The following is a 20,040-nucleotide window of genomic DNA, read 5'->3' as shown; positions in this document are numbered from 1 at the left end:
TGTTCACCGCACTTGCCGTCTCCAGAGCTCGATGCGGCGGGGCGCTCCTCCGGTCACCACTGATGGCAGGATGGTGTCCGTGGCGACGACGAGGCGGGGCACGGCTCCGAACCAGGAGTGGGTGCTGATGTATCGGGGCGGACTCACCCGGTCACGGATAGCCGATCTCGTGGGAGTTCCAGCCCCGACCGTCGGGTACCACCTGCGCCTCGCCTGCGCTGCTGACCCCGGCCTGCGTTTGGCCCACGAGGAGACGGCCAGCGCCAAGCCATCCCGCGTCACTGCACGGGGTCTGGCGCGGATGCAGGACCTCCTGTCCCTGGTGCAGGAGACTGGGCGTTACCCGTCCCGGAACGCCGAGAGCTCCTCGGAACGGTCGCTGGCGGTGTGGCTGCAGCGCCGGCGCGAAGAGGCCCGGGCCGGGACTCGCACCTGTGTTCAGGGAGGGGCTGGCTGTCCTGGACGGCTGGGAGGGCAAGCCCCGCGCCGAGGCCGACGAGCACAAGTGGCAGGAACGCCTCAACGACCTGGTCAAGTACCGGGCGGCCGGCAACGACTGGCCCCGGCACAAGGCCACCATCATCGGCCACGAACACGACCTTGGGATCTGGCTGCATGCGCAGCGGTACAAGGCCCGCCGCGGCGAGCTCGATCCGGCTAAACAGCAGGCCCGGGATGAGGCAGTGCCAGGCTGGCGGATGGGCAGGCGGCGCGGCCGGAAGCAGCAAGCAGACGCTGCCTACGCCTAACGGCCGTACAGGCGCTGCACCTTCCTCAAGGTGCCGATGGAAGCGCCCGGGAACCGTGTCCCCCGGGCCGATCCCGCAGTCCCTCCCCCAATGCGAACGATGAATCCGGACGACTATTTGCGCTGAATTCCTTGCCCAATCTGGGCCCTTCGCAGATGAGCACGGTTAGGGACGTCTGACGCCTGGGACGTTGCGTGTGTCGTTGCCCGTACGGCGTGATGCAGAGGGTAAGAGGTCAGGGCCTTATGGCTTCCTGTGGAGGGCGGTGCCAAGCAGCCGGGATTCCGCACACTGCAGCATTGAATCCGTGAAGAGGTTGCGGGACACTGTCGGCATTAGCCAGAGATTTGGGAGATCCTCCTGCAATCATCAGCCAGCTCCCTGTGACTAGGTCATGGTCCAATAAGTCGCGCGAGATGTAGGTGCTAGCATGAGCGACATTCTGATTCGCCAGAGCGACGGAACGTGGCGTGAGGCTACGTATGCGGGATATGCCATGGAAAGCGATCTTCAGAACATTTTGGCTGCGCACCCCCACCTAATCCCGGGCGTCGGAGAGGGGGCCTCACTAGCTGAGCCGCCTTCCTCGACGAGAGACGTACTTCTGGGACGCCACTCCGACTATGGGCCTGAGTCGTCACCCTCGCCTGGCGGTGCTACCAGAAGCTTCGCAACATCTACCACGCCAGGCCGGGGCGGGGCAGGGAACTCGTGGCCGAGGTGATTGCGTCACTCCCGGCTCGTTCGATCCCGGAGGTCGCCCGTCTCGGGCGGACACTCAAGCAATGGAAGACCGCGATCCTGGCATATTTTCGACACGTTCGGCGCCTCCAGCGGACCCACGAAGCGATCAACGGCGTCATCGAAACCACCCGCCGCATCACCCGCGGCTTCCGGAACTTCACGAACTACAGACTCACATGCCTACTCGCTGCCGGCGGACACCGGCCCTACCGAATCAAGCAGACCAACCACGCCTAAATGCGAAGGGCCCCCAAACTTGCAACTGAGCCGGATCAACACCGCCTATCCTTTTACGAATTGATGAAAACCTAAATACACTGGTGGGTAGGGGCAAGTCTGTGACGGAGGGCCCGGGGGCGCGTTCCCGGCTGGATGCTTGAGGGGGCCAGCTGAGTGCCAAACAGTGCGCTGTCTTCGACAGCCATGATGCGGGTGGACGGCTTTCGGGACGAACAGCCCGACGTCCCGGACGCAGGACTGGATGACGCGTCCACGAGCGATCTCGGCCCGGCCCCAGGGACGGGCGCGGAGATTCTCCCTGCCGGCCAAACCGAGTCACTGATTCCCAAGATCTTCCCTGTGTACGCATTCATCTGAACAACCCGGACACGGCCGACTCGCCGCCAGCGTGGCGCAGCAGGCGCAGGTCAGCATGCTTCGAAGGGAGTCATGACTACCGCTCCCCCGGCTGCCGTCACCCAGGACCTGGACCGGCTCTCCCAGGCCTTGGACGCGACCATTCCAGCCAGGACCGACACCAACCTGCTCGTCGCGACCTGGAACGTCCGGGCGTTCGGCGATGTCACCGCCAAATGGGCGGCCGGGCCGCGGGACTCCCCCAAACGGGACTGGCATGCCGTGGCATGTATCGCCGAAGTCATCTCCCGCTTCGACGTCGTTGCCCTGCAGGAAGCACGGCGCAGCACCAGGGCACTGTGGTTTCTGCTCGAGCGGCCGGGACCTTCCTTGCGGGTGATCGCCTCCGACGTCACCGAAGGCTCTGTAGGCAACGGGGAACGCCTCGCCTTCCTGTACGACTCAGACCGGGTCCAGCCCTCAGGTCTGGTCGGAGAAATCGTGCTGCCAACCGTTGCGGACGACCCCGCCCGGCAGTTCGCCCGCACACCGTACTTTGCCGGCTTCAGCCGCAACGGCATCGAATTCACTCTCGCCTCCGTCCACGTCCTCTGGGGAAAGAACGCCGCAGAACGGCTCCCCGAGGTCACCGCCTTCGCCCAGTGGATGCGCGCCTGGGCCGACCGCAGGAACGACCGGAACCACAACCTGATGGTCCTGGGCGCTTCAACCTGGACCGCATCGGGGACCCGCTCTACGAGGCGTTCGTGGCCACCGGGCTTTGGCCCGCCAACGGAACTGAATACAGTACCGCGGACCATCTTTGACGACAGCGGAGCCAATCACTTCTATGACCAGATTGCTTGGTTCTCGGAACCCGACGGCACGCCGCTGCTTGACGGTATCGTCTAAAACCAGCGCACGGGGTCCTTCGATTTCATCCCACACGTCATGACCGGGTTGACGAAGAACGAAATCTCCTGGCGGATCTCCGACCACTACCCGCTTTGGACTGAATTCCGGCTGGGCTGACAACCCCGCGGCCCAGACCATCCGGACAGAAGAGTATGCACTGCTAGCCGCGGCCGGCTTCTATATCGAGCCAATCAAGGAATTACGGGATGAAAATACGAGCTGGTGACCTCGGCAAAGGGTTCGGTCCGTCCCGATAATGGGAAACGCCAGTCGAACCTTGTGAGCTACGGAGACAAAATAGGATCCCCTTGGGATTGGCCGGCACCGAGCCTAGTGTGGCAAGTATCAGAATGACTCTGAAAGATGCATGGGCTGATGAGTGAAGTTGTAGATAGATTAGCGGCGGCCCTAAATGCCCACGACCTCGAAGCGGCGGCGGCTCTTATCCACGAAAACTACCGCAGCGAGCAGCCCGCCCATCCTGGCGAAGCCTTTGTTGGTCGGGCGCAAATGCACTCGAACTGGCAGGCAATGTTCGCAGGGATTCCCGATTTCCACGCCGAACTAATCCGCTCCGTGGATGACGGCGACACGACGTGGAGCGAGTGGGCCTGGTCCGGAAACCGGGTTGACGGCCGAGACTTCCAGCTCTGCGGCGTGACGCTCTTTGAAGTGAGCAACGGCCAAATCACTGCAGGCAGGCTCTATATGCAGGACGTCGACCGTGCAGGCGTAGGCATCGCGGAAGCGGTACAGGCGCTGTCTGGGCAACGTCCAGACGTACCGGAAGGCTGAGCATGTCAGCTTCACTTCTCGTCCATGGGGCTTCCTAGCCGATCCTCCAGCAGCTGCAGTCCGGTTTCACCGGCCGCCAGATGCAGGCCCTCGTCCGTTTCCAAGACGACGATGTGCCAGCCGCGCTTCACCTCCGCAGGTCTCTTGGCTGGCGGTTCGACCGGGCCCTTGAGGATGACTTCGAAGAACGGCCTGATCGTACCCGCCGGGTCACCGTCGCCGACAAGATCCGGCTGGAACCTGACCGTCCCGCGGGTCACCTGGGCGAACCCGGGCAGCCACCGGTGGCGGATGGAACCCGGGTGGGAATCCGGATAGCGGATCGCGCACTCGATGATTCCCCGTTCTGCATCATGTGCCAGACGTTCCTTCCTCTGTGGAGCCGCGAGCCGGGCAAGCAGGAAAGCGCCCAAACCAAAAGCACCGAAGGACATCGTCGTCAATCCCCAGAAACCGAAGTTCTCATGGAGAAGGCTGGAAGTCGACGTGGCCAGGAAGACCAGCAGCCCAAGGGACCGTGGCAGGATCTTTTCCCACCTGCCCCGCGGGGCAGGCCTGAGCGCCTCCCCTGCCATGCCTGAATCCTAGGCCTACGGCAGAAGGCGGAAAAGGCCCAGCCCCTGAGTCTTCATCTATCCCGCGGACTCGAGATGGAATTCGACGCGGTACTTCATGAACGGGATGTTCCGGGCCATAGACAGCGCCCGGCGGATCCGCAGGTCGTCCTCCTGGGCGATGATGACGCCTTCAACGATCTGTCTGGGCTCCAGCAGGGCCTCCTGGACGAACCCCATGTAGCGCTGGAGCTGTCCGACAACGGCGTCGCTGGCCCTGCCGCGTTTGAGTTCCACGACCAGCAGCCGTGTCCGGTCCTTGCTGATGGCCAGGATGTCCATCGGACCCGTATCGGTCGGGTACTGCTTGCCGACCGGCAGGCCCTCCTCAGTGTAGATGTCGTACTCGCGTCCAAGGGAGGTGCTAGCCCAGTTGTGGACCAGGAAGTCTTCGAGCTGTTCTCCATCTGGAAGGCCAGCTGTTCCTGCACCTCGGCCGAGATCGCCTGCGCGATCGGCTGGGCCGGGTTTGCCAGCTGCGTGAGCGTCGCCAGCTCCGCGAAGTGGGAATCCAGCTGGAACACGGTCATAGGTATCCCAAGCTGTGGAAGCCAAGGTCGGACTCATGTCGTCGCGGTTGGTTGACCCCTTCCAGTCGACGCGGCGCCGGTGCGGCAGGTCCGTGCCGGCATGGTACTCGTACCCTCCGGTAACAATCCCATACTGGTAGGTCCGGTCCGGCTTCGGCGCGAGGACCATGTCGCCTTCGCTGATGCCCTCGCAGGCAGCCCACAAGTTGCCCATGGCCAGGCCGGCCGCAACGCGTGTCTTCTCCGGGTGCATCTCCAGATAGACGCTGTTCATCGCTCCGCGGAAAACCTCGGCCCCGCCGCCAAGGTGCGGCCTGATGTCGTAGTCGCCGATAAAGACGACGCTCAGGTACCCGGCCTCGATCATCTCTTCCGCGAACTGGCCGCCCCGGCCCTGGAGGACCACCCATGCTGTCGTCATGTTTCTCCCTATTCTTCCGCCCCATGAGGCTGCTGCAGTTGATATACCAAGGAGAAAGGAAACGGCTCTTTTACTGGCCGGCTCGACAGTGCTTCCCTCTGCAGGGGGAGCGTGAAGAAGGCCTTCGGGTCGTCGGCGCCCAGCAGCCCGTGATGGAACACGATGGAGTCAACCGGCCGGGTATCGGGGAACAGGACCGCGACCGTCCGGGAATGGACAACGGTGTAGCGGGTGAGGTCTTCCACCCAGGAATGGATCCCGGTGTACTCCTCGACGAACAACTCGTCCCCGAGCAGCCCCCGCTCCTCGAGCAGGTCGTAGACAACATTCCAGGCGAAATCCATCAGTTCGCGGATCGCGGCATCCACCGCTGGAGCCGTCATCGATCATGGTCCCCGGGCACCGACAGGAGCGTCTCCTCAGGACGAGGAACCCATCGCTTTCAGGCTCGCCGCCTGAATCCAGCTTCGCATAGAAGGAAAGGCGCCAACCACCTGCCGGACCCTTCCCTCTGTCATCTCTGCCCGGGTGCCAAGATGGGCTCCGTCCCCAGATTATCCTGTCCACACGCCGCCCTGACGTTAGCGCTGTATCCGGGCTTGGCCAGTACCGGCCGGTGGCAGATCCCGCCTGCGAGGTATATGGACGAGTACTCAGCCTCGTGTTCTTTTAGCTCTTCTGGCGGCAGTAGTGGGATGGCTTTGCCTCCTGGAGTGATGCGCTGGCGAACTTCCTTGTCGCCGTCGATGACTGTGATCTCGACGTGAGTACGGCAGAGCTTTGTTTTGCTAGGCCATAGCTCCAGCACTACGAACTCCCGTTCAGGAGCTGTAAGGGTAATGGTCCGCCCGGGGAAGAACGGTTCTCCATTACTTCCTGGATCCTGAACTTCCGCTCCCTTTCCCGCGTCGTCCGCATCTAGGACCATGACAGTCGAGCTGCGCGCTGCGCCCTTCGGCAAGAGGGAGGTTTTCACGAGAGTTCCTCTGGCTATGTCCTCAAACTCGCTCACTAGATTCATGCCAGTCACCCGTACCGGATAAGGACGGTTGCTCTTAAATTCAATCTTGAGCACCCGGATGCCCACCGGAACTCCTCCTTTTTCTTCGATGAGTCGGGAGGTCAGGGAAAAGTCGGTAAGGCCGGTAAGGCCGGTAAGACTGTCCAGGTCCTGCTTGGAGAGCGCACTGGGCTGCGACAGGGCAACAACATTATAGGGGGCAGGTTGCAGAGTGACGACTGCTGAAATGGGATCTCCGATTTTGGGACTGAAGTCCTCGATGATGCGTCCGAACATAAATTGCAGCGGGTCGTTGAGAGCGGCGCCCAGTGCCACGAGAAGAATGCCTCCGATCCACTTAGGAGGCTTCTTCCACCATCCCGTGCTGGGTGGAGAAGACCCCGTGCTGGGTGGAGGGGACTGCTCGATCCGGGGTGCCTTGTTCTTTTCACCCTTTACTGGCTTGCGGTCCTTGGCATATGTCCGGCTTTAATTCACGGGTGGGTATTCCTTGAGACCTTGCCGTTCATGCTAGGAAGCTAGCCTGCTGCCGTCAATGAGGAACGCTTGCATTAGGACGTTGCGATCTATTTTTCGACCATTGTCGCCGCAGAGTCCCCCGCCGCACTTCGGTAAGGGGTGCCGCTGCCATTCATCTCCTACGGCGGCTCGGCAATGGTCTCCTCGCTGGCCGGCATCGGCATGGTCCTGGCCATCACCCGACCGCAGCCCGTCCAGCCAGCCCGAGCAAAGAAGCCCCAGCTGGCGGTGCTGTAACAGCAGAGACCAGGGCACTGGCCAGGCGGCTGTCTCCATCGTCCAAGAGCGCCCCGACAGCGCCTTGGAATCGCCGCCTTGCGTCGTATATCCTCAGCGGTAATTCGTGTGGCTGCTCCTCAGCCCGCGCTGACTGGGGGAAACGCACGTGAATCCAACACCTGCCCTGCCCGGGCGCCCGCACCGGGCCCTGGCCGCGCTCTGCACCGTCCTGGCACTGCTCACTTTCGCCGCACCCGCGCCCGCGGCCCTGGCCAATGAGACAGGCACCGGTACGGAAGTTCCCGCGGAAGAAATCTCCGTGACGTTCGAGGGCACCAACGCCGTGGGCTTCGAAATCATCCCCAGGTTTTCCCGGCCCCTGCCTGCCGGGACGCTGCAGTACCAGTACCTTCGAGACGGCATCTCTGTTCAGCGGACGGTGACACCGTACCGCGGCCTCATGGCAGAAGACTTCGGCAAACGTCTGGCCTTCCGCGTCTTCCGCCTCACCGAGGGGCAGGAGCCGGAACTGGTCGCGTCCGGAGAAACCGAACCGGTCCTTGGCCGGCTTTACTGGTCCCCATTCGCCAGCGGGCAGCCCGTCGTGGGCAAAACGGCTTACTTCGACCCGTACGGGTTCAGTGTTCCGGCCCTTGAAGCAGCCCCCTCGGCAACCTACGCGTGGTTCCGGGACGGACAGCCGATCGAGGGCGCCCCAGAACGCACCTACCCGGTCACCGAGGCTGACCTCGGGGCCGTGATCACCGGCACCGTGGAGTTCTCGGCACCGGGCTACCTGCCCATCACGAAGCACGAGCGCTTCGGAACCACCATCCGGGGCTACCTGCAGCTTGCATCCGATCCGCAGCTGACCTGGACAACGGTGGCCCCAAACACCGTGACGGCAGGATGTGTTCTCAGCGTCTCGGCGCCCGCTGTGTTGCCTTCTGCCCCGACTGGCCTCACGTACGAATACCAGTGGTACTCCTTTAGCAGTAACAGTCCTCACAAGGCCAACTACCTCAGGGCTGTCAGCCCGGCCTCCGCTGCGGTGAGCCCGCCGGGATACTTCACCCTGGGTGCCGCCTCCATCATCGGGACCCCGGCAGTCGGTTACACGGTCAAGGTCGGAACAGCAGGCGTCTCCCCCGCACCGTCCACAGTGCTCTACCAGTGGCTCCGGGACGGCAAGCCGATCCTTGGTGCCACAGCCTCCGCCTACCGGCTGACCACCGCGGACCAGTGGCGGCAGATAACCGTCAGGATGACCCTCAAGCGCGCCGCGACCGTCAGCGCCTCCTTGACGACCCGGGCGATCAAGCCGCTGGCGGTCTTCACGAAGCTCCCGACCCCCGTCGTGAGCGGCACCTTCGCCGCCGGCCATGTCCTTCGGGCCTCCACGGCGCAGTCCTACCCGGCCGCGTCAACGATCACCTGGCAGTGGCAGCGGGACGGGAAGCCAATTCCGGGAGCCACCGCGTCGACGTACCGGCTCACCCTGAATGACCGCGACAAGTTCATCCGGGTCGTGGCAACCTACAGGAAGCTCAACTACCTCACCGCCACCCGGACCTCGGGAATACGCTGGGTTCCGGGTCCCACCACAGTCTAGGGGGTTAAACCCATAGGCTACGCAAGACGGCGCTGCCCGAACGGTTCATCCAGCCGTTAGGCCTGAAGTCAGACCCGGTCCTTTCACATGGCATCGTCATGGTCGGCTGCGGCTGATCGCGCTAAATGCCAGGAGCACGAGGACTGCGCAGAAGCAGCTCCGTCCCGGCCTCGAGTGTCAGTGAATCCTTGGCCCAGTCACGCAGCTGCTCTGGTCTCGTCATGAGGGCATCCGCCCGCTTTCAGCTCCCCCGCGGCGACACGCTCCGCCGTCTTCCGGTAGGCCTCCTCGATGAAGTCCTCCAGATCCTTGACCCCGATCCGCCACATACCCCGGTTATCTTGAGTCGCTTACGCCTGTGAGGATCGTGCGTTTGGGCGTGATCCTCCTCCGTTACTGACACTTTTCCCGCGGGTGTGAGGATGACGACAATGGCAACTGCCCGGCCGCAACGGCATGCGCGCGCCCCGTCGCCCATGCCCCCCCCGCGGGCGGCATCTGCCCGTCCTGCAGCCCTGTCCGGCTACCCCCGGCCAGAAAACAGGACCGAGGCCACTCCCCGGGCGGCCTGCCGCGGGTCGGCGGGCAGTCCCGCAGGCAGGTTGCCGCTGAGCCAAAGCGTGGCGAATCCGTGGACCAGGGACCATGCCGCCAGCGCCGCCTCCTGCGAATCCGGGCCGGATTGCGACGCCGCGAATGGGGCAGCTCCCCGGTAGAGGGACCCGCCCGCCCGCGCCTTGGCTGCGATCAGCTCCGGGTCATCGGCCCGGTACAGCTCCGGCCGGAACATCACGGCGAAGTGGGCGGGGTGCCCGACGGCGAAGCCGACATAGGCAACCCCCACCTCCAGAAAGTCGCCGGTTTGCCGCTGCGCCTCGGCCAGCGCGTCCGTCAGGAGCCCGAAGCCCTGCACCGCGACGGCGGTCAGCAGTCCGGCCCTGTCCCCGAAGTGGTGCGCGGGGGCGGCATGGGATACACCGGCCCGCCTGGCCAGATCCCGCAGACTCAGGGCCGAAGGGCCGGACTCGGCGATGACCTCGAGTGCGGCGCTGATGATCGTGCGCGGAAGATTCCCATGATGGTAAGACGCGTGCGTGCTCATGCCTCCAGCCTAGCTCCAATCTAGCCATTGACAAGTTCAGGCTGGAGAGTAATCTAGTCAGTGTCAAGATTCTTCGATGCACCTGAAAGGACGCATCATGGCCCCACTCATCACCCTCCTGGCCGTCACCCTCCTGCTGCGTGCCGCCGGTGCCGCCGGCATCAGGCCGCTTCGGTCCTGGCACACCAGCCTGCGCGGTGGCCTCGCGGCCATGTTCACGCTTACCGGGACGGCACACTTCAACGGCATGCGCGAGGACCTCATCGCAATGGTGCCGCCGGCCCTGCCCTATCCCGAGCTGCTGGTCACGCTGACGGGCGTGCTGGAACTGCTTGCAGCCGCCGGCCTGCTCCACCGCCGGACGGCGCCGTGGGCGGCAGGCGGACTGACCCTGCTGCTGGTGGCCATGTTCCCGGCAAACGTCCACGCCGCACTGGCCGGACTCATGGTCAACGGCGAACCAGCCACGGCGCTCCTGCCGCGGACGCTCATGCAGCTGGCATTCATCGCCGCCACGGTCGCCGTGGCGCTCCCCTACACCAGGGCCCTGCCCCGCCGTCGGTCAGCGGCCACCCGCACGGCGCTGCCCGCCAGGATCCCGGAAAGTCTCCACGAGTAACTGCAAGAAAGCTGCGGCGGTCCCATCGGATGATTTCCGGCCGGGACCGCCGCCCTGTCTCGACCCGGCTCATCCGCCGACGGGCAAAACCACGGCCGCTTGGAACACCGGAATTCAACGCCGGAAGCCGCTTCTCAGCCACGCGCCCCAAACACTACCCTCGCGGGCCCAACGTTCCTCACGAACCGCACAGAAACCATCCACGACTACCAGACCCTACGCACCGGAATTCCAGGCAAGGACCCGTTCGAGCCGACAAGTTGCTCAAGATAACCCCTGCCGCCGATCTGGATCCCGCGGAGTTCACCAGTCCGGAGGAGCGCACGGACGAGGGGCTGCCCGACGTTGAGTTCCTCGGCTACCTGCTCGATGGTCAGGAAGCGGCGCTGCACTTCAGGCGTTGTCCCCGCTCCACAATATCGTTCTTGGCGGGCCAGCCGGGGCAGTGGCACCTAACTGGGACAATATCGCGTTACGATTCGGGAGGCACATTACTCCTGACCATGCAGGGCTCATCGCCCAAGTATTCCCGGCACTCATGATCGCAATTCTGCTTGAGGGGCGGCTGGACAGCCTCCAGTGGACAGGTCGCGGTGGATCCATATTTGTGCACAGAACTCGTATCGCGGCGCTTTTCGGGGGCACGGCCTCGACGCTCGGAGCGCTCATGATTGCAGGCGGATGCTTCGAGCATGAATTCGCGGACTGGATGATCAGCATCTCCGGAGCTGCCCTGTTCCTCGCTTTCGCACTGATGCTGGGCGCTTTTCTAGGGCTCGAAGCCCTCCACCTAATTAGGAGCGGCAACCAGAACGATACAGACGGAAATCCGGCCTTGAAGTTTTAGACGACGGCTGTTCCGTCGAGGCCGCGTCGGGCACCGCTGAGACGGCCGGATCCCTTTCCCATTGCTTGTACTCGGGTTAATCCCCCTGCATGTTCACGGCGCGACTCGTGCTGGATCCGAAGTGGACCATGCCCGGCGGCACAGCTTCAACATCTCGGGGATGCCCGTCGGTCTGGCGGGCACAGGGTGCACAGCCTCCCCCGAAAGGATCGACACCATGAACGAGCGCACCGACACTATTGCCTCCATCGTCGGGCTCCATGCCCGCCCAGCCGAGATCTTCGCCGAGGCCGCCGCCGAATACGGTGACCTGAACATCACCATAGCTCCCGAGGGCGATCCGGACGAGGACGCGATGGACGCCAGCTCCGTGTTGTCGCTGATGAGTTTGAGTGCCCAGCCACGGAGACAATGTCATCTTGCGCGCGGAGGCCACGGCGCCGAAGAGCCTTGGGCCACCTGGTCCGGATTCTCGAAACCAACCACGACGCCCACTGAGGTCCTGAGGGCGTGCACCTACTCGCTTGCCTTGCTACGACATCGGCCGTCAGATGGGGAATCTCTGTCCTTTCAAGGTTCCGAGGGCAAAAGTGATGTCCCTCCGGCGGGGGTGGGAGGAAAGGTTGCGTCGTAACGGCGTTGCAACACCCAGCCGTTTTGGGAGTTACAACGAAACGTAGGCAGCATGGGCTGGGAGGAGCAAAAATCGCACCTACAGGGAAGACTTCCAACTCGTCACTTCGTCTCTTCCAAATGAGGGCGGGTTCTTCCACTTAGGCCTACATCTCACAGGGACCTAGAAGTCCCAGTCATCATCCTCAGTATTAACAGCCTTACCAATCACATAAGAAGACCCGGACCCCGAGAAGAAGTCGTGGTTCTCGTCCGCGTTCGGCGACAAGGCCGACAGGATGGCCGGGTTCACGTCCGTGACGGAGGCCGGGAACATGGCTTCGTAGCCCAGATTCATCAGCGCCTTGTTGGCGTTGTAGTGCAGGAACTTCTTGACGTCCTCGGCCAGGCCGACGCCGTCGTAGAGGTCGTGCGTGTACTGGACTTCGTTTTCGTACAGCTCGAAGAGCAGCTCGAAGGTGTAGTCCTTGATCTCCTGCTTGCGCTCCTCGGACAGGCCTTCCAGGCCCTTCTGGAACTTGTAGCCGATGTAGTAACCGTGCACGGCCTCGTCGCGGATGATGAGGCGGATCAGGTCGGCCGTGTTCGTCAGCTTGGCGCGCGACGACCAGTACATCGGCAGGTAGAAGCCGGAGTAGAACAGGAAGCTCTCGAGCAGTGTCGAGGCCACTTTGCGCTTCAGGGGGTCGTCGCCCTGGTAGTAGTCCATGACGATCTGGGCCTTCTTCTGAAGGTTTGCATTCTCGGTGGACCAGCGGAACGCCTCGTCGATCTCCTTGGTGGAGGCCAGCGTGGAGAAGATGGAGGAATAGCTCTTGGCGTGCACGGACTCCATGAAGGCGATGTTGGTGTACACGGCTTCTTCATGCGGGGTGATCGCATCCGGAATCAAGGAGACGGCGCCGACGGTGCCCTGGATGGTGTCCAGCAGGGTCAGACCGGTGAACACGCGCATGGTGAGCTGCTGCTCGTCCGGGGTCAGCGTCGCCCACGACTGCACGTCGTTGGACAGCGGGATCTTCTCCGGCAGCCAGAAGTTATTGACCAGGCGGTTCCAGACGTCCACGTCCTTGTCGTCCTGGATGCGGTTCCAGTTGATCGCCTCGACGTGGCTAAGCAGCTTGACCTTCTCGGTCATGTCATCCCCTAAACGTTGGGTTGTTTCTCTAGTTAAAGCGTACGACGGCGGGCGGGCGCCCGCCGTCGTACTTCACAATTTACTTGAAGCTTAAAGCATGCAGGAGACGCAGCCCTCAACCTCAGTCCCTTCCAGCGCGAGCTGGCGGAGACGGATGTAGTAGATGGTCTTGATGCCCTTCTTCCAGGCGTAGATCTGGGCCCGGTTGATGTCGCGCGTGGTGGCGGTGTCCTTGAAGAACAGCGTCAGGGACAGGCCCTGGTCCACGTGCTGCGTGGCGGCGGCATACGTGTCGATGACCTTTTCGTAGCCGATCTCGTACGCGTCCTGGTAGTACTCCAGGTTGTCGTTCGTCAGGTACGGCGCCGGGTAGTACACGCGGCCCAGCTTGCCTTCCTTGCGGATCTCGATCTTGGACGCCACCGGGTGGATCGAGGAGGTGGAGTTGTTGATGTAGGAGATCGAGCCCGTCGGCGGGACGGCCTGCAGGTTCTGGTTGTAGATGCCGTGCTCCATGACGGACGCCTTCAGCTCGCGCCAGTCATCCTGCGTGGGGATGTGGATGTTCTTGAACAGCTCCTTGACCTTCTCGGTCTGCGGCACCCATTCCTGGTCCGTGTACTTGTCGAAGAACTCGCCCGAGGCGTACTTGGACTTCTCGAAGCCGCCGAACGTCTGGCCGGTCTGGATCGCCAGCCTGTTGGAGGCGCGGACAGCGTGGTACACCACCGAGTAGAAGTAGATGTTGGTGAAGTCCAGGCCCTCTTCGGAGCCGTAGTGGACCCGCTCCCGGGCCAGGTAGCCGTGCAGGTTCATCTGGCCCAGGCCGATGGCATGCGACTGGTCGTTGCCGCGGGCGATGGACGGCACCGAGGTGATGTTGGACATGTCCGACACCGCCGAGAGCGAGCGGATGGCCGTCTCGATGGTCAGGCCGAAGTCCGGCGAGTCCATGGTCTTCGCGATGTTCAGCGAGCCCAGGTTGCAGGAGATGTCCTTGCCGGTGTGGTCGTAGGACAGGTCATCATGGTACGTCGTGGGCTGCGAGACCTGGAGGATCTCGGAGCACAGGTTGGACATGATGATCTTGCCGTCGATCGGGTTTTCCCGGTTCACGGTGTCCTCGAACATGATGTACGGGTAACCGGATTCGAACTGGATCTCGGCGAGGGTCTGGAAGAACTCGCGCGCCCTGATCTTGGTCTTCTTGATCCGGGAATCGTCCACCATCTCGTAGTACTTCTCGGTGACCGAGACGTCAGAGAACGGCATTCCGTAGACCTTTTCGACGTCGTACGGCGAGAACAGGTACATGTCCTCGTCCTTCTTGGCCAGCTCGAACGTGATATCCGGGATCACGACGCCGAGGGAGAGGGTCTTGATGCGGATCTTCTCGTCCGCGTTCTCCCGCTTGGTGTCCAGGAACCGGTAGATGTCCGGGTGGTGGGCGTGCAGGTACACGGCGCCGGCACCCTGGCGGGCACCCAGCTGGTTGGCGTAGGAGAAGCTGTCTTCGAGGAGCTTCATCACGGGGATGACGCCGGAGGACTGGTTCTCGATCTGCTTGATCGGCGCACCGACCTCGCGGATGTTGGTCAGCGCGAACGCCACGCCGCCGCCACGCTTGGACAGCTGCAGCGCGGAGTTGATGGAACGGCCGATCGACTCCATGTTGTCTTCGATGCGGAGCAGGAAGCACGAGACCAGCTCGCCGCGCTGCTTCTTGCCGGCGTTCAGGAACGTGGGGGTGGCAGGCTGGAAGCGGCCCTCGATGATTTCGTCCACCATCTGCAGCGCGAGCTGCTCGTCGCCGCGGGCCAGGTGCAGGGCAACCATGCACACGCGGTCCTCGTAGCGCTCCAAGAACCGCTTGCCGTCGAACGTCTTCAGCGTGTAGGACGTGTAGAACTTGAAGGCGCCCAGGAAGGTCTCGAAGCGGAACTTCTTCTTGTACGCGCGGTTGTAGAGCTCGCGGATGAAGTTCATCGTGTACTGGTCGAGGGTCTCGCGCTCGTAGTACTGGTTCTTCACCAGGTAGTCGAGCTTCTCCTCGAGGTCGTGGAAGAAGACGGTGTTGTTGTTCACGTGCTGCAGGAAGTACTGGTGGGCGGCCTCGCGGTCCGCCTCGAACTGGATCTCGCCGTTGGGACCATACAGGTTCAGCATGGCGTTGAGCTCGTGGTAGCCCAGGCCCTTGTAGGCAGCGGGCAGGGCCGGCTTCTCCTGCTTTTCAACAGCTCCGGCGGCCGTATCCATGGACGTGTCCCTTTCCTCGGACCTGGTTACTTCTGTGTCTGCGACAGTCGTGTCCAAAACTCTTCCAATCCTTCTTGTACACGGGAGACGTCTTCAGGCGTGCCCATGAGTTCGAACCTGTATAGGTGGGGGACGTTGCATTTGGCGGCGATGATGTCCCCCGCCATGCAGTAGTTGTCCCCGAAATTCGTGTTTCCCGCCCCGATCACGCCTCTGAGCAGGCGTCGGTTCTGCGGGTTGTTCAGGAACCTGATGACCTGCTTCGGCACCGAGCCCTCGCCGCCTGTTCCGCCGTAAGTGGGAACAACCAGCACATAGGGCTCGCAGGCCGTGAGCGGTTCGTCCTTCGCATGAAGCGGTATCCTCGCGGCCTCCGCACCCAGCTTGAAAATGAAACGCTTGGTGTTCTCGGAAGTCGAGGAAAAGTAGATGAGGTGACTGTATGTCCTGTTAGCAGTCGTGCTGTTGACAGGCGTCGTGTTCGCAGCCTGGGCTGCGACCGGCGCATCGGCAAGTGCCGGCGCGGCCATGGGAGTCACCTCACCTACATAGGAATTCTCTGCCGGAAACGGCGTGGGAAGCCTTAGGCCACCGAAGCGGCGGCGCTCAGCGCCAGCTCTTCGATCTTGTCCGGGCGGAACCCTGACCAGTGGTCCTGGTCCGTGACAACTACCGGAGCCTGCATGTAGCCCAGGGACTTCAGGCGCTCAAGGGCGTCCGCGTCCTGGGAGATGTCCACGCTCTGGTAGGTGATGCCCTTTTTGTCCAGCGCGCGGTACGTCGCATTGCACTGAACACAGGCCGGCTTGGTGTAAACCGTAACGGTCATGGTCCCTGTCCCCTTTGTTGAAGTCTCTGAAGTCTCATCGCTGCGGTGGACACTGCGCCGAACTGAAACCCTGTCCGATGCCGGCCTCGCCTGTGCCCCGCTCAATCTGTATGTCGATACTACATGTAGTGCACGGCCCCCGGCGGGACCCCAAGATGATGTATTACAAGTATGTCATTTAATGCACTTTTAATCCACAGGCAGGTGCCCTCAAAATGTCCGGGATTCCGGGTTTTTGGAGGACGAAATCCACACCCTGTGGAGTACTTAGCCACATTTAAACGCCAGCGTGTCGTCTGGAAGACGGCGTGTCGCGGGCGCCGGACACCAGCACATCTGGTGGCCCCGGACACAAAAGAGGGACCCTGAAGCACGCTTCAGGGCCCCTCCTGTGATCAAGGAAACGCCGGTTGGGGAACGCGGGATTAAAGCTGCGCCTCCCGGCGGTCCAGCACGATCTGCTGCACGTCGAGGTAACCGGACTGGAAGCCGGCCCGCGAGTAGCACAGGTAGAACAGCCACATCCGCTGGAAGACTTCATCGAACCCGAGCTCCCCCACCTCACGGGACCGGACCAGGAAGCGTTCCTCCCAGAGCCGGAGGGTGGCCGCGTAGTGGTCACCCATCCCCCGGCGTTCCCGGACCCGGAGGGTCGTGTGCTGCTCGGTGACGCCCTCGATGGCCCGCACGGAGGGAAGGAAGCCGCCGGGGAAGATGTATTTGTGCACCCACGTGTAGGCGTTCCGCGTGGCGAGCATGCGGCCGTGGGGCATGGTGATGGCCTGGATGGCCACCTTGCCGCCGGGAGCCAGCACCCTGTCGATGGTCTGGAAATAGACCGGCCAGTACTCATAGCCCACCGCCTCGATCATCTCGACGGAAACGACGGCGTCGTACTCGCCTTCCACCGCGCGGTAATCCTGCAGGGCCACGGTGACCTGGCCCGAATAGCCTGCTTCCGCGATGCGCTGCTGCGCGAGCGCCTGCTGCTCGCTGGACAGTGTCATGGAGTACACGGTGGCGCCGCGGGCGGCCGCGCGCAGGGCCAGCTCGCCCCAGCCCGTCCCGATCTCCAGCAGCCGGGTCCCCTCGCCCACTCCGGCCTTGTCCAGCAGCCTGTCGATCTTGGCCTGCTGGGCGGCGGCCAGCGCATCCCAGCCGACTTCCGGTAGCGGGCCTGCCCCGGCAGGGAAGAGCGCCGCTGAGTAGCTCATGGTGGTGTCCAGGAAGTTGGAGAACAGCTCGTTGGAGAGGTCATAGTGGCGCGAGATGTTGCCCCGCGTGTTCTGCTCCGTGTTGCGTTCTTGGCGTGGCGCCCGCGGCATGTACAGGCTGCGCAGCTTCTGCAGGGGCACGGGAATGAGCGTGTCCACCGAGGACGCGAAGACCTCCAGGACACCGGCGAGGTCCGAGGCTTCCCAGTCTCCCGCCATGAAGGACTCCCCCAGCCCGATCAGGCCATTGTCGCCGATGCGGGCGTCGAAATCGTCCGGCCTGACCATGGTCATCACCGGCGAGCCGGCGTCCCCCGTTCCCAGCACAGTTCCGTCCGGGTACTCGACCCTTAGCGGCAGCCGCCGGGCGGCGCCCCTGAACAGCGAGCCGGCGGCCTTCCCCGCCAGGGCGGCCTTGGCTCCGGAAGGAGGACGGGCGACGCCGGGCCACACGTCGGCGTCGATGACTGCGGGAGCCGGCGGGACCCGGAGCGGAACGGACGCGCTTCCCTGGTAGGTGGGGTCTGTGAGAGTCATGAGACTGCCTCCTGTGACGGGTGGTGGGGGCGGTTGATGATGGGCAGTCCGCGGGCCCAGAGTTTGATTCCCTGCCAATGGATCTGCAGGACGAGGCGGAGCGGCGCCAGCGGAACGGCGAGCGCGGCGGCGAGGATGCGCCGCGGAGTGGCGGCCTGGCGGACGCCGGTCAGAGTGGCGGTGAAGGGCTTGCGCCCGGCGCGTTCGAGCACCACCGCCACCGCCAGACGGCCGTCAGGCTCAGGCAGGGTCATGCGGTAGCTGCCGTCCACCTCGTTGAACGGCGAGACGTAGAACTCCTTGTCTGCGCGGGCGCGCCCAGAGTCGTCGGTGCGCAATAGGTAGCAGTGCCGCTCGCCGTAGGTGTTGTGGACTTCGGCGATCACGGAGCGCAGTCCGCCGTCGGGGCCATGGCACCAGAAGAGGCTGATGGGGTTGAAGACCTGCCCCAGCACCCGGGCGTTCGCGAGCATGGTGACCTTCCCGCCGTCGGGCTTTTCTCCGTTGGCAGCAAGGAAGCGGTCCACGTTTTCGCGGATGCTGAGCGCTGGGTCGCCCAGGTGGTCCTTGGCATGGAAGCCGGCGAGCGGACGCAGCCACCGGGGCAGCACGGGCAGATGGTCCAGGTCCACGAACCAGCTGTAGCTGCGGTACGTGAAGGCATTCTCCAGCGGATCCCGCCGCACGTGGCGGATGCTGGTGCGGTAGATGGCCGCGGTCATGGGACAAGCTCCGCCGGCTGCTCGACGTCCAGCACCTCGGACTTGCCGGCCGGCGGTTCCCACTCCCGACCCAACTGTGCTGCTGCCCGGACTCCCGATGCCGCTCCGTCCTCATGGAAGCCCCAGCCGTGATAGGCACCCGCGAAGGCGAGCCGGGTATCGCCGAGTTCCCCAAGGCGGCCTTGGGCGGCCACGGAATCCGGGGTGTACTGCGGGTGCTCGTAGACGAGGTCTTTCAGCACGGACGCCGGTTCGATGAGTTCGGATTCGCCCAGGCTCACGATGTAGCTTCCGCCGTCATCCGGGTTCAGGCGCTGCAGACGGGTCAGGTCGTAGCTGACCAGCACGTGGTCGGGGCGCGCGGCACACGAGGGAAGCCGGTAGTTCCAGGACGCGCGGGCGCTGTTGCTGCGCGGGAGCACTGCCGGGTCGCGGTGGAACTTGATCCGGTTCACGGAGTACGGCATGTCGCCCAGGATGCGGGCTTCGTCCGCGGTCGGCCCGGCGATCATGGCAAGCGCTTCGCGCGGGTGGGCGGCGATGACCGCGGCGTCGAATCTTTCGGTGCCGGCCGCCGTCGTGATTTCCACGCCGGAGCCGGCCCGCCGCACGGACAGCACGGGGCTGGAGAGGCGGACATCCGGCAGACCGGCGACAACGCGGTCAACGTAGCTGCGCGAGCCGCCCGTTACGGTCTTCCACTGTGGCGAGCCCTTGATGCCGAGCATGCCGTGGTGGTCGAGAAAGGTGAACAGATAGCGTGCGGGGTACGCAAGCGCGGTGGTGGGATCGCAGGACCAGACGGCGCTGACCACCGGCGCCATGAAGTGGGACGTGAAGTAGTCGCTTAAGCGTTCCCGGTCCAGGAACTGGCCCAGCGTTTCCTCGCCCGCGGCGCCCGCTCCCGGTCTGGCCGCCAGCAGCGCCCGGGCCTTCCGCCAGAACCGCAGGATCTCAGCCAGCATCCGCAGGTACTGCGGCCGCAGGAGGTTCGAGGGCCGGGCGAAGATGCCCGCCGCCCCCTTCGCCCCTGCGTACTCCAGGCCGCAGCCGTCGCAGCGGACGCTCATGGTCATGTCCGAATCCTGGGTCTGCACCCCGAGCTCGGCAAACAGCCGGATGAGGTTGGGGTACGTGCGGTTGTTGTGCACGATGAAGCCCGTGTCCACCGCCAGGGTTTGCGAAGCCTGCGGCATGTCGTGGGTATGTGCGTGCCCGCCTGGCCGGGCGTCCGCCTCGAAGAGCGTGACGTGATCGCGCCGGCTGAGAATGTGGGCGGCGGTCAGGCCCGCAACCCCGCTGCCGACGACGGCGACGCGCCGGCTTCCGGCCGCTGCCTCAGTTCCGCCGTCGGGTCTGCCGTGCGGAACGCCGCCGGCGTCCCCACTCCATGCTGGGCTCGGTGACAATCTTTTGCTCCTTCTGCTG

21 protein-coding genes and 3 pseudogenes are annotated in these 20,040 nt (G+C 63.7%); 10 read left to right on the top strand and 14 right to left on the bottom strand.

All coding sequences use genetic code 11. The annotated features are described in order from the left end of the window. Positions 1 to 3: 3 nt before the first annotated feature. A complete protein-coding gene (locus CXQ90_RS22465; protein ID WP_181038606.1) occupies positions 4 to 147 on the bottom strand; it encodes a hypothetical protein in 144 nt (47 codons plus the stop codon). Positions 148 to 434: 287 nt separating this feature from the next. Here CXQ90_RS22465 and CXQ90_RS17395 point away from each other — a divergent pair, with 287 nt between their 5' ends. The 5 genes and pseudogenes from CXQ90_RS17395 to CXQ90_RS17380 all read left to right on the top strand — a co-directional run bounded on the left by CXQ90_RS17395 (position 435) and on the right by CXQ90_RS17380 (position 3,779). After that, on the top strand, positions 435 to 749 hold the full coding sequence (locus tag CXQ90_RS17395) for a helicase associated domain-containing protein (RefSeq protein ID WP_104140608.1): 315 nt from the start codon (positions 435 to 437) through the stop codon (positions 747 to 749). A 654-nt stretch (positions 750 to 1,403) separates the two neighbouring features. After that, a pseudogene (locus CXQ90_RS17390) lies at positions 1,404 to 1,730 on the top strand (transposase); the annotation flags it as partial. Between the two features lie 156 nt (positions 1,731 to 1,886). Then, positions 1,887 to 2,090, top strand: a complete 204-nt coding sequence (locus CXQ90_RS22175) for a hypothetical protein (protein WP_146068920.1) — start codon at positions 1,887 to 1,889, stop codon at positions 2,088 to 2,090. Between the two features lie 72 nt (positions 2,091 to 2,162). Beyond that, positions 2,163 to 2,981: an endonuclease/exonuclease/phosphatase family protein gene (locus CXQ90_RS17385; RefSeq protein WP_258064579.1), complete on the top strand. Its 819-nt coding sequence runs from the start codon at positions 2,163 to 2,165 to the stop codon at positions 2,979 to 2,981. Between the two features lie 378 nt (positions 2,982 to 3,359). Then, the gene (locus tag CXQ90_RS17380; protein WP_181038605.1) at positions 3,360 to 3,779 is read left to right on the top strand and encodes a nuclear transport factor 2 family protein; all 420 of its coding nucleotides are present in this window, start codon (positions 3,360 to 3,362) and stop codon (positions 3,777 to 3,779) included. Between the two features lie 11 nt (positions 3,780 to 3,790). Here the strand turns inward: CXQ90_RS17380 and CXQ90_RS17375 are convergent, their stop codons facing one another. The 4 genes from CXQ90_RS17375 to CXQ90_RS17360 all read right to left on the bottom strand — a co-directional run bounded on the left by CXQ90_RS17375 (position 3,791) and on the right by CXQ90_RS17360 (position 6,680). After that, on the bottom strand, positions 3,791 to 4,354 hold the full coding sequence (locus CXQ90_RS17375) for a hypothetical protein (protein WP_104140605.1): 564 nt from the start codon (positions 4,352 to 4,354) through the stop codon (positions 3,791 to 3,793). A gap of 57 nt (positions 4,355 to 4,411) precedes the next feature. Continuing rightward, positions 4,412 to 5,344, bottom strand: a complete 933-nt coding sequence (locus tag CXQ90_RS17370; protein WP_104140604.1) for an endonuclease NucS domain-containing protein — start codon at positions 5,342 to 5,344, stop codon at positions 4,412 to 4,414. An 8-nt stretch (positions 5,345 to 5,352) separates the two neighbouring features. Further along, complete coding sequence (locus CXQ90_RS17365) at positions 5,353 to 5,727, bottom strand: hypothetical protein (protein ID WP_258064578.1); 375 nt, start codon at positions 5,725 to 5,727, stop codon at positions 5,353 to 5,355. A 131-nt stretch (positions 5,728 to 5,858) separates the two neighbouring features. Next, entirely contained in the window at positions 5,859 to 6,680 is an 822-nt protein-coding gene (locus tag CXQ90_RS17360) for a hypothetical protein (protein ID WP_104140603.1), read from the bottom strand. Positions 6,681 to 6,980: 300 nt separating this feature from the next. Between CXQ90_RS17360 and CXQ90_RS17355 the strand changes: the two are divergent. Continuing rightward, positions 6,981 to 7,121, top strand: a pseudogene (locus CXQ90_RS17355) (FtsW/RodA/SpoVE family cell cycle protein); the annotation flags it as partial. Between the two features lie 148 nt (positions 7,122 to 7,269). Further along, complete coding sequence (locus CXQ90_RS17350; protein ID WP_104140602.1) at positions 7,270 to 8,715, top strand: hypothetical protein; 1,446 nt, start codon at positions 7,270 to 7,272, stop codon at positions 8,713 to 8,715. Between the two features lie 523 nt (positions 8,716 to 9,238). Here CXQ90_RS17350 and CXQ90_RS17345 read toward each other — a convergent pair. After that, positions 9,239 to 9,817, bottom strand: coding sequence for a TetR/AcrR family transcriptional regulator (locus tag CXQ90_RS17345; protein WP_104140601.1), 579 nt, complete (start codon positions 9,815 to 9,817; stop codon positions 9,239 to 9,241). A gap of 97 nt (positions 9,818 to 9,914) precedes the next feature. Between CXQ90_RS17345 and CXQ90_RS17340 the strand changes: the two genes are divergently transcribed. Further along, positions 9,915 to 10,436: a DoxX family protein gene (locus tag CXQ90_RS17340; protein ID WP_104140646.1), complete on the top strand. Its 522-nt coding sequence runs from the start codon at positions 9,915 to 9,917 to the stop codon at positions 10,434 to 10,436. Positions 10,437 to 10,708: 272 nt separating this feature from the next. Here CXQ90_RS17340 and CXQ90_RS23035 read toward each other — a convergent pair. Continuing rightward, positions 10,709 to 10,828 (bottom strand): annotated as a pseudogene (locus CXQ90_RS23035) (helix-turn-helix domain-containing protein); the annotation flags it as partial. Between the two features lie 146 nt (positions 10,829 to 10,974). Between CXQ90_RS23035 and CXQ90_RS17330 the strand changes: the two are divergent. Together CXQ90_RS17330 and CXQ90_RS17325 are read left to right on the top strand one after the other, a co-directional pair. After that, entirely contained in the window at positions 10,975 to 11,283 is a 309-nt protein-coding gene (locus tag CXQ90_RS17330; protein WP_146068918.1) for a hypothetical protein, read from the top strand. Between the two features lie 217 nt (positions 11,284 to 11,500). After that, positions 11,501 to 11,917, top strand: coding sequence for an HPr family phosphocarrier protein (locus CXQ90_RS17325; RefSeq protein WP_258064577.1), 417 nt, complete (start codon positions 11,501 to 11,503; stop codon positions 11,915 to 11,917). A gap of 162 nt (positions 11,918 to 12,079) precedes the next feature. Here the strand turns inward: CXQ90_RS17325 and nrdF are convergent, their stop codons facing one another. From nrdF to CXQ90_RS17290, 7 genes are all read right to left on the bottom strand, one after another. Then, on the bottom strand, positions 12,080 to 13,054 hold the full coding sequence (nrdF, locus tag CXQ90_RS17320) for a class 1b ribonucleoside-diphosphate reductase subunit beta (RefSeq protein ID WP_104140599.1): 975 nt from the start codon (positions 13,052 to 13,054) through the stop codon (positions 12,080 to 12,082). Between the two features lie 90 nt (positions 13,055 to 13,144). Further along, a complete protein-coding gene (nrdE, locus tag CXQ90_RS17315) occupies positions 13,145 to 15,310 on the bottom strand; it encodes a class 1b ribonucleoside-diphosphate reductase subunit alpha (RefSeq protein WP_181038604.1) in 2,166 nt (721 codons plus the stop codon). Between the two features lie 26 nt (positions 15,311 to 15,336). After that, positions 15,337 to 15,840 carry a class Ib ribonucleoside-diphosphate reductase assembly flavoprotein NrdI gene (nrdI, locus tag CXQ90_RS17310; protein WP_104140598.1) on the bottom strand — a complete coding sequence of 168 codons (504 nt, stop codon included), beginning with the start codon at positions 15,838 to 15,840 and terminating at the stop codon, positions 15,337 to 15,339. A gap of 53 nt (positions 15,841 to 15,893) precedes the next feature. Continuing rightward, positions 15,894 to 16,139, bottom strand: coding sequence for a glutaredoxin-like protein NrdH (nrdH, locus tag CXQ90_RS17305; RefSeq protein ID WP_056625338.1), 246 nt, complete (start codon positions 16,137 to 16,139; stop codon positions 15,894 to 15,896). 425 nt (positions 16,140 to 16,564) lie between these two features. Further along, on the bottom strand, positions 16,565 to 17,890 hold the full coding sequence (locus CXQ90_RS17300; protein WP_219816704.1) for a class I SAM-dependent methyltransferase: 1,326 nt from the start codon (positions 17,888 to 17,890) through the stop codon (positions 16,565 to 16,567). Further along, entirely contained in the window at positions 17,887 to 18,612 is a 726-nt protein-coding gene (locus CXQ90_RS17295) for a DUF1365 domain-containing protein (protein ID WP_104140597.1), read from the bottom strand. The genes CXQ90_RS17300 and CXQ90_RS17295 overlap by 4 nt, the downstream gene beginning before the upstream one ends. Then, complete coding sequence (locus CXQ90_RS17290; protein WP_104140596.1) at positions 18,609 to 20,021, bottom strand: NAD(P)/FAD-dependent oxidoreductase; 1,413 nt, start codon at positions 20,019 to 20,021, stop codon at positions 18,609 to 18,611. Before CXQ90_RS17290 ends, CXQ90_RS17295 begins: the two co-directional genes overlap by 4 nt. Positions 20,022 to 20,040 lie beyond the last annotated feature (19 nt).

Origin of the sequence: Arthrobacter sp. ZGTC131, assembly GCF_002929275.1 — a bacterium.
In the GTDB taxonomy this organism is placed as follows: Bacteria; Actinomycetota; Actinomycetes; order Actinomycetales; family Micrococcaceae; genus Arthrobacter.
This window is presented reverse-complemented; position numbering and strand designations above follow the sequence as displayed.

What these genes read in the sequence shown, in the direction of transcription:
- CXQ90_RS17385 (WP_258064579.1), top strand. Translation starts at nt 2,163, where the DNA reads ATGACTACCGCTCCCCCGGCTGCCGTCACCCAGGACCTGGACCGGCTC.
- CXQ90_RS17380 (WP_181038605.1), top strand. Translation starts at nt 3,360, where the DNA reads ATGAGTGAAGTTGTAGATAGATTAGCGGCGGCCCTAAATGCCCACGAC.
- CXQ90_RS17375 (WP_104140605.1), bottom strand. Translation starts at nt 4,354, where the DNA reads ATGGCAGGGGAGGCGCTCAGGCCTGCCCCGCGGGGCAGGTGGGAAAAG.
- CXQ90_RS17370 (WP_104140604.1), bottom strand. Translation starts at nt 5,344, where the DNA reads ATGACGACAGCATGGGTGGTCCTCCAGGGCCGGGGCGGCCAGTTCGCG.
- CXQ90_RS17365 (WP_258064578.1), bottom strand. Translation starts at nt 5,727, where the DNA reads ATGACGGCTCCAGCGGTGGATGCCGCGATCCGCGAACTGATGGATTTC.
- CXQ90_RS17345 (WP_104140601.1), bottom strand. Translation starts at nt 9,817, where the DNA reads ATGAGCACGCACGCGTCTTACCATCATGGGAATCTTCCGCGCACGATC.
- CXQ90_RS17340 (WP_104140646.1), top strand. Translation starts at nt 9,915, where the DNA reads ATGGCCCCACTCATCACCCTCCTGGCCGTCACCCTCCTGCTGCGTGCC.
- CXQ90_RS17330 (WP_146068918.1), top strand. Translation starts at nt 10,975, where the DNA reads ATGATCGCAATTCTGCTTGAGGGGCGGCTGGACAGCCTCCAGTGGACA.
- CXQ90_RS17325 (WP_258064577.1), top strand. Translation starts at nt 11,501, where the DNA reads ATGAACGAGCGCACCGACACTATTGCCTCCATCGTCGGGCTCCATGCC.
- nrdF (WP_104140599.1), bottom strand. Translation starts at nt 13,054, where the DNA reads ATGACCGAGAAGGTCAAGCTGCTTAGCCACGTCGAGGCGATCAACTGG.
- nrdE (WP_181038604.1), bottom strand. Translation starts at nt 15,310, where the DNA reads ATGGATACGGCCGCCGGAGCTGTTGAAAAGCAGGAGAAGCCGGCCCTG.
- nrdI (WP_104140598.1), bottom strand. Translation starts at nt 15,840, where the DNA reads ATGGCCGCGCCGGCACTTGCCGATGCGCCGGTCGCAGCCCAGGCTGCG.
- nrdH (WP_056625338.1), bottom strand. Translation starts at nt 16,139, where the DNA reads ATGACCGTTACGGTTTACACCAAGCCGGCCTGTGTTCAGTGCAATGCG.
- CXQ90_RS17300 (WP_219816704.1), bottom strand. Translation starts at nt 17,890, where the DNA reads ATGACTCTCACAGACCCCACCTACCAGGGAAGCGCGTCCGTTCCGCTC.
- CXQ90_RS17295 (WP_104140597.1), bottom strand. Translation starts at nt 18,612, where the DNA reads ATGACCGCGGCCATCTACCGCACCAGCATCCGCCACGTGCGGCGGGAT.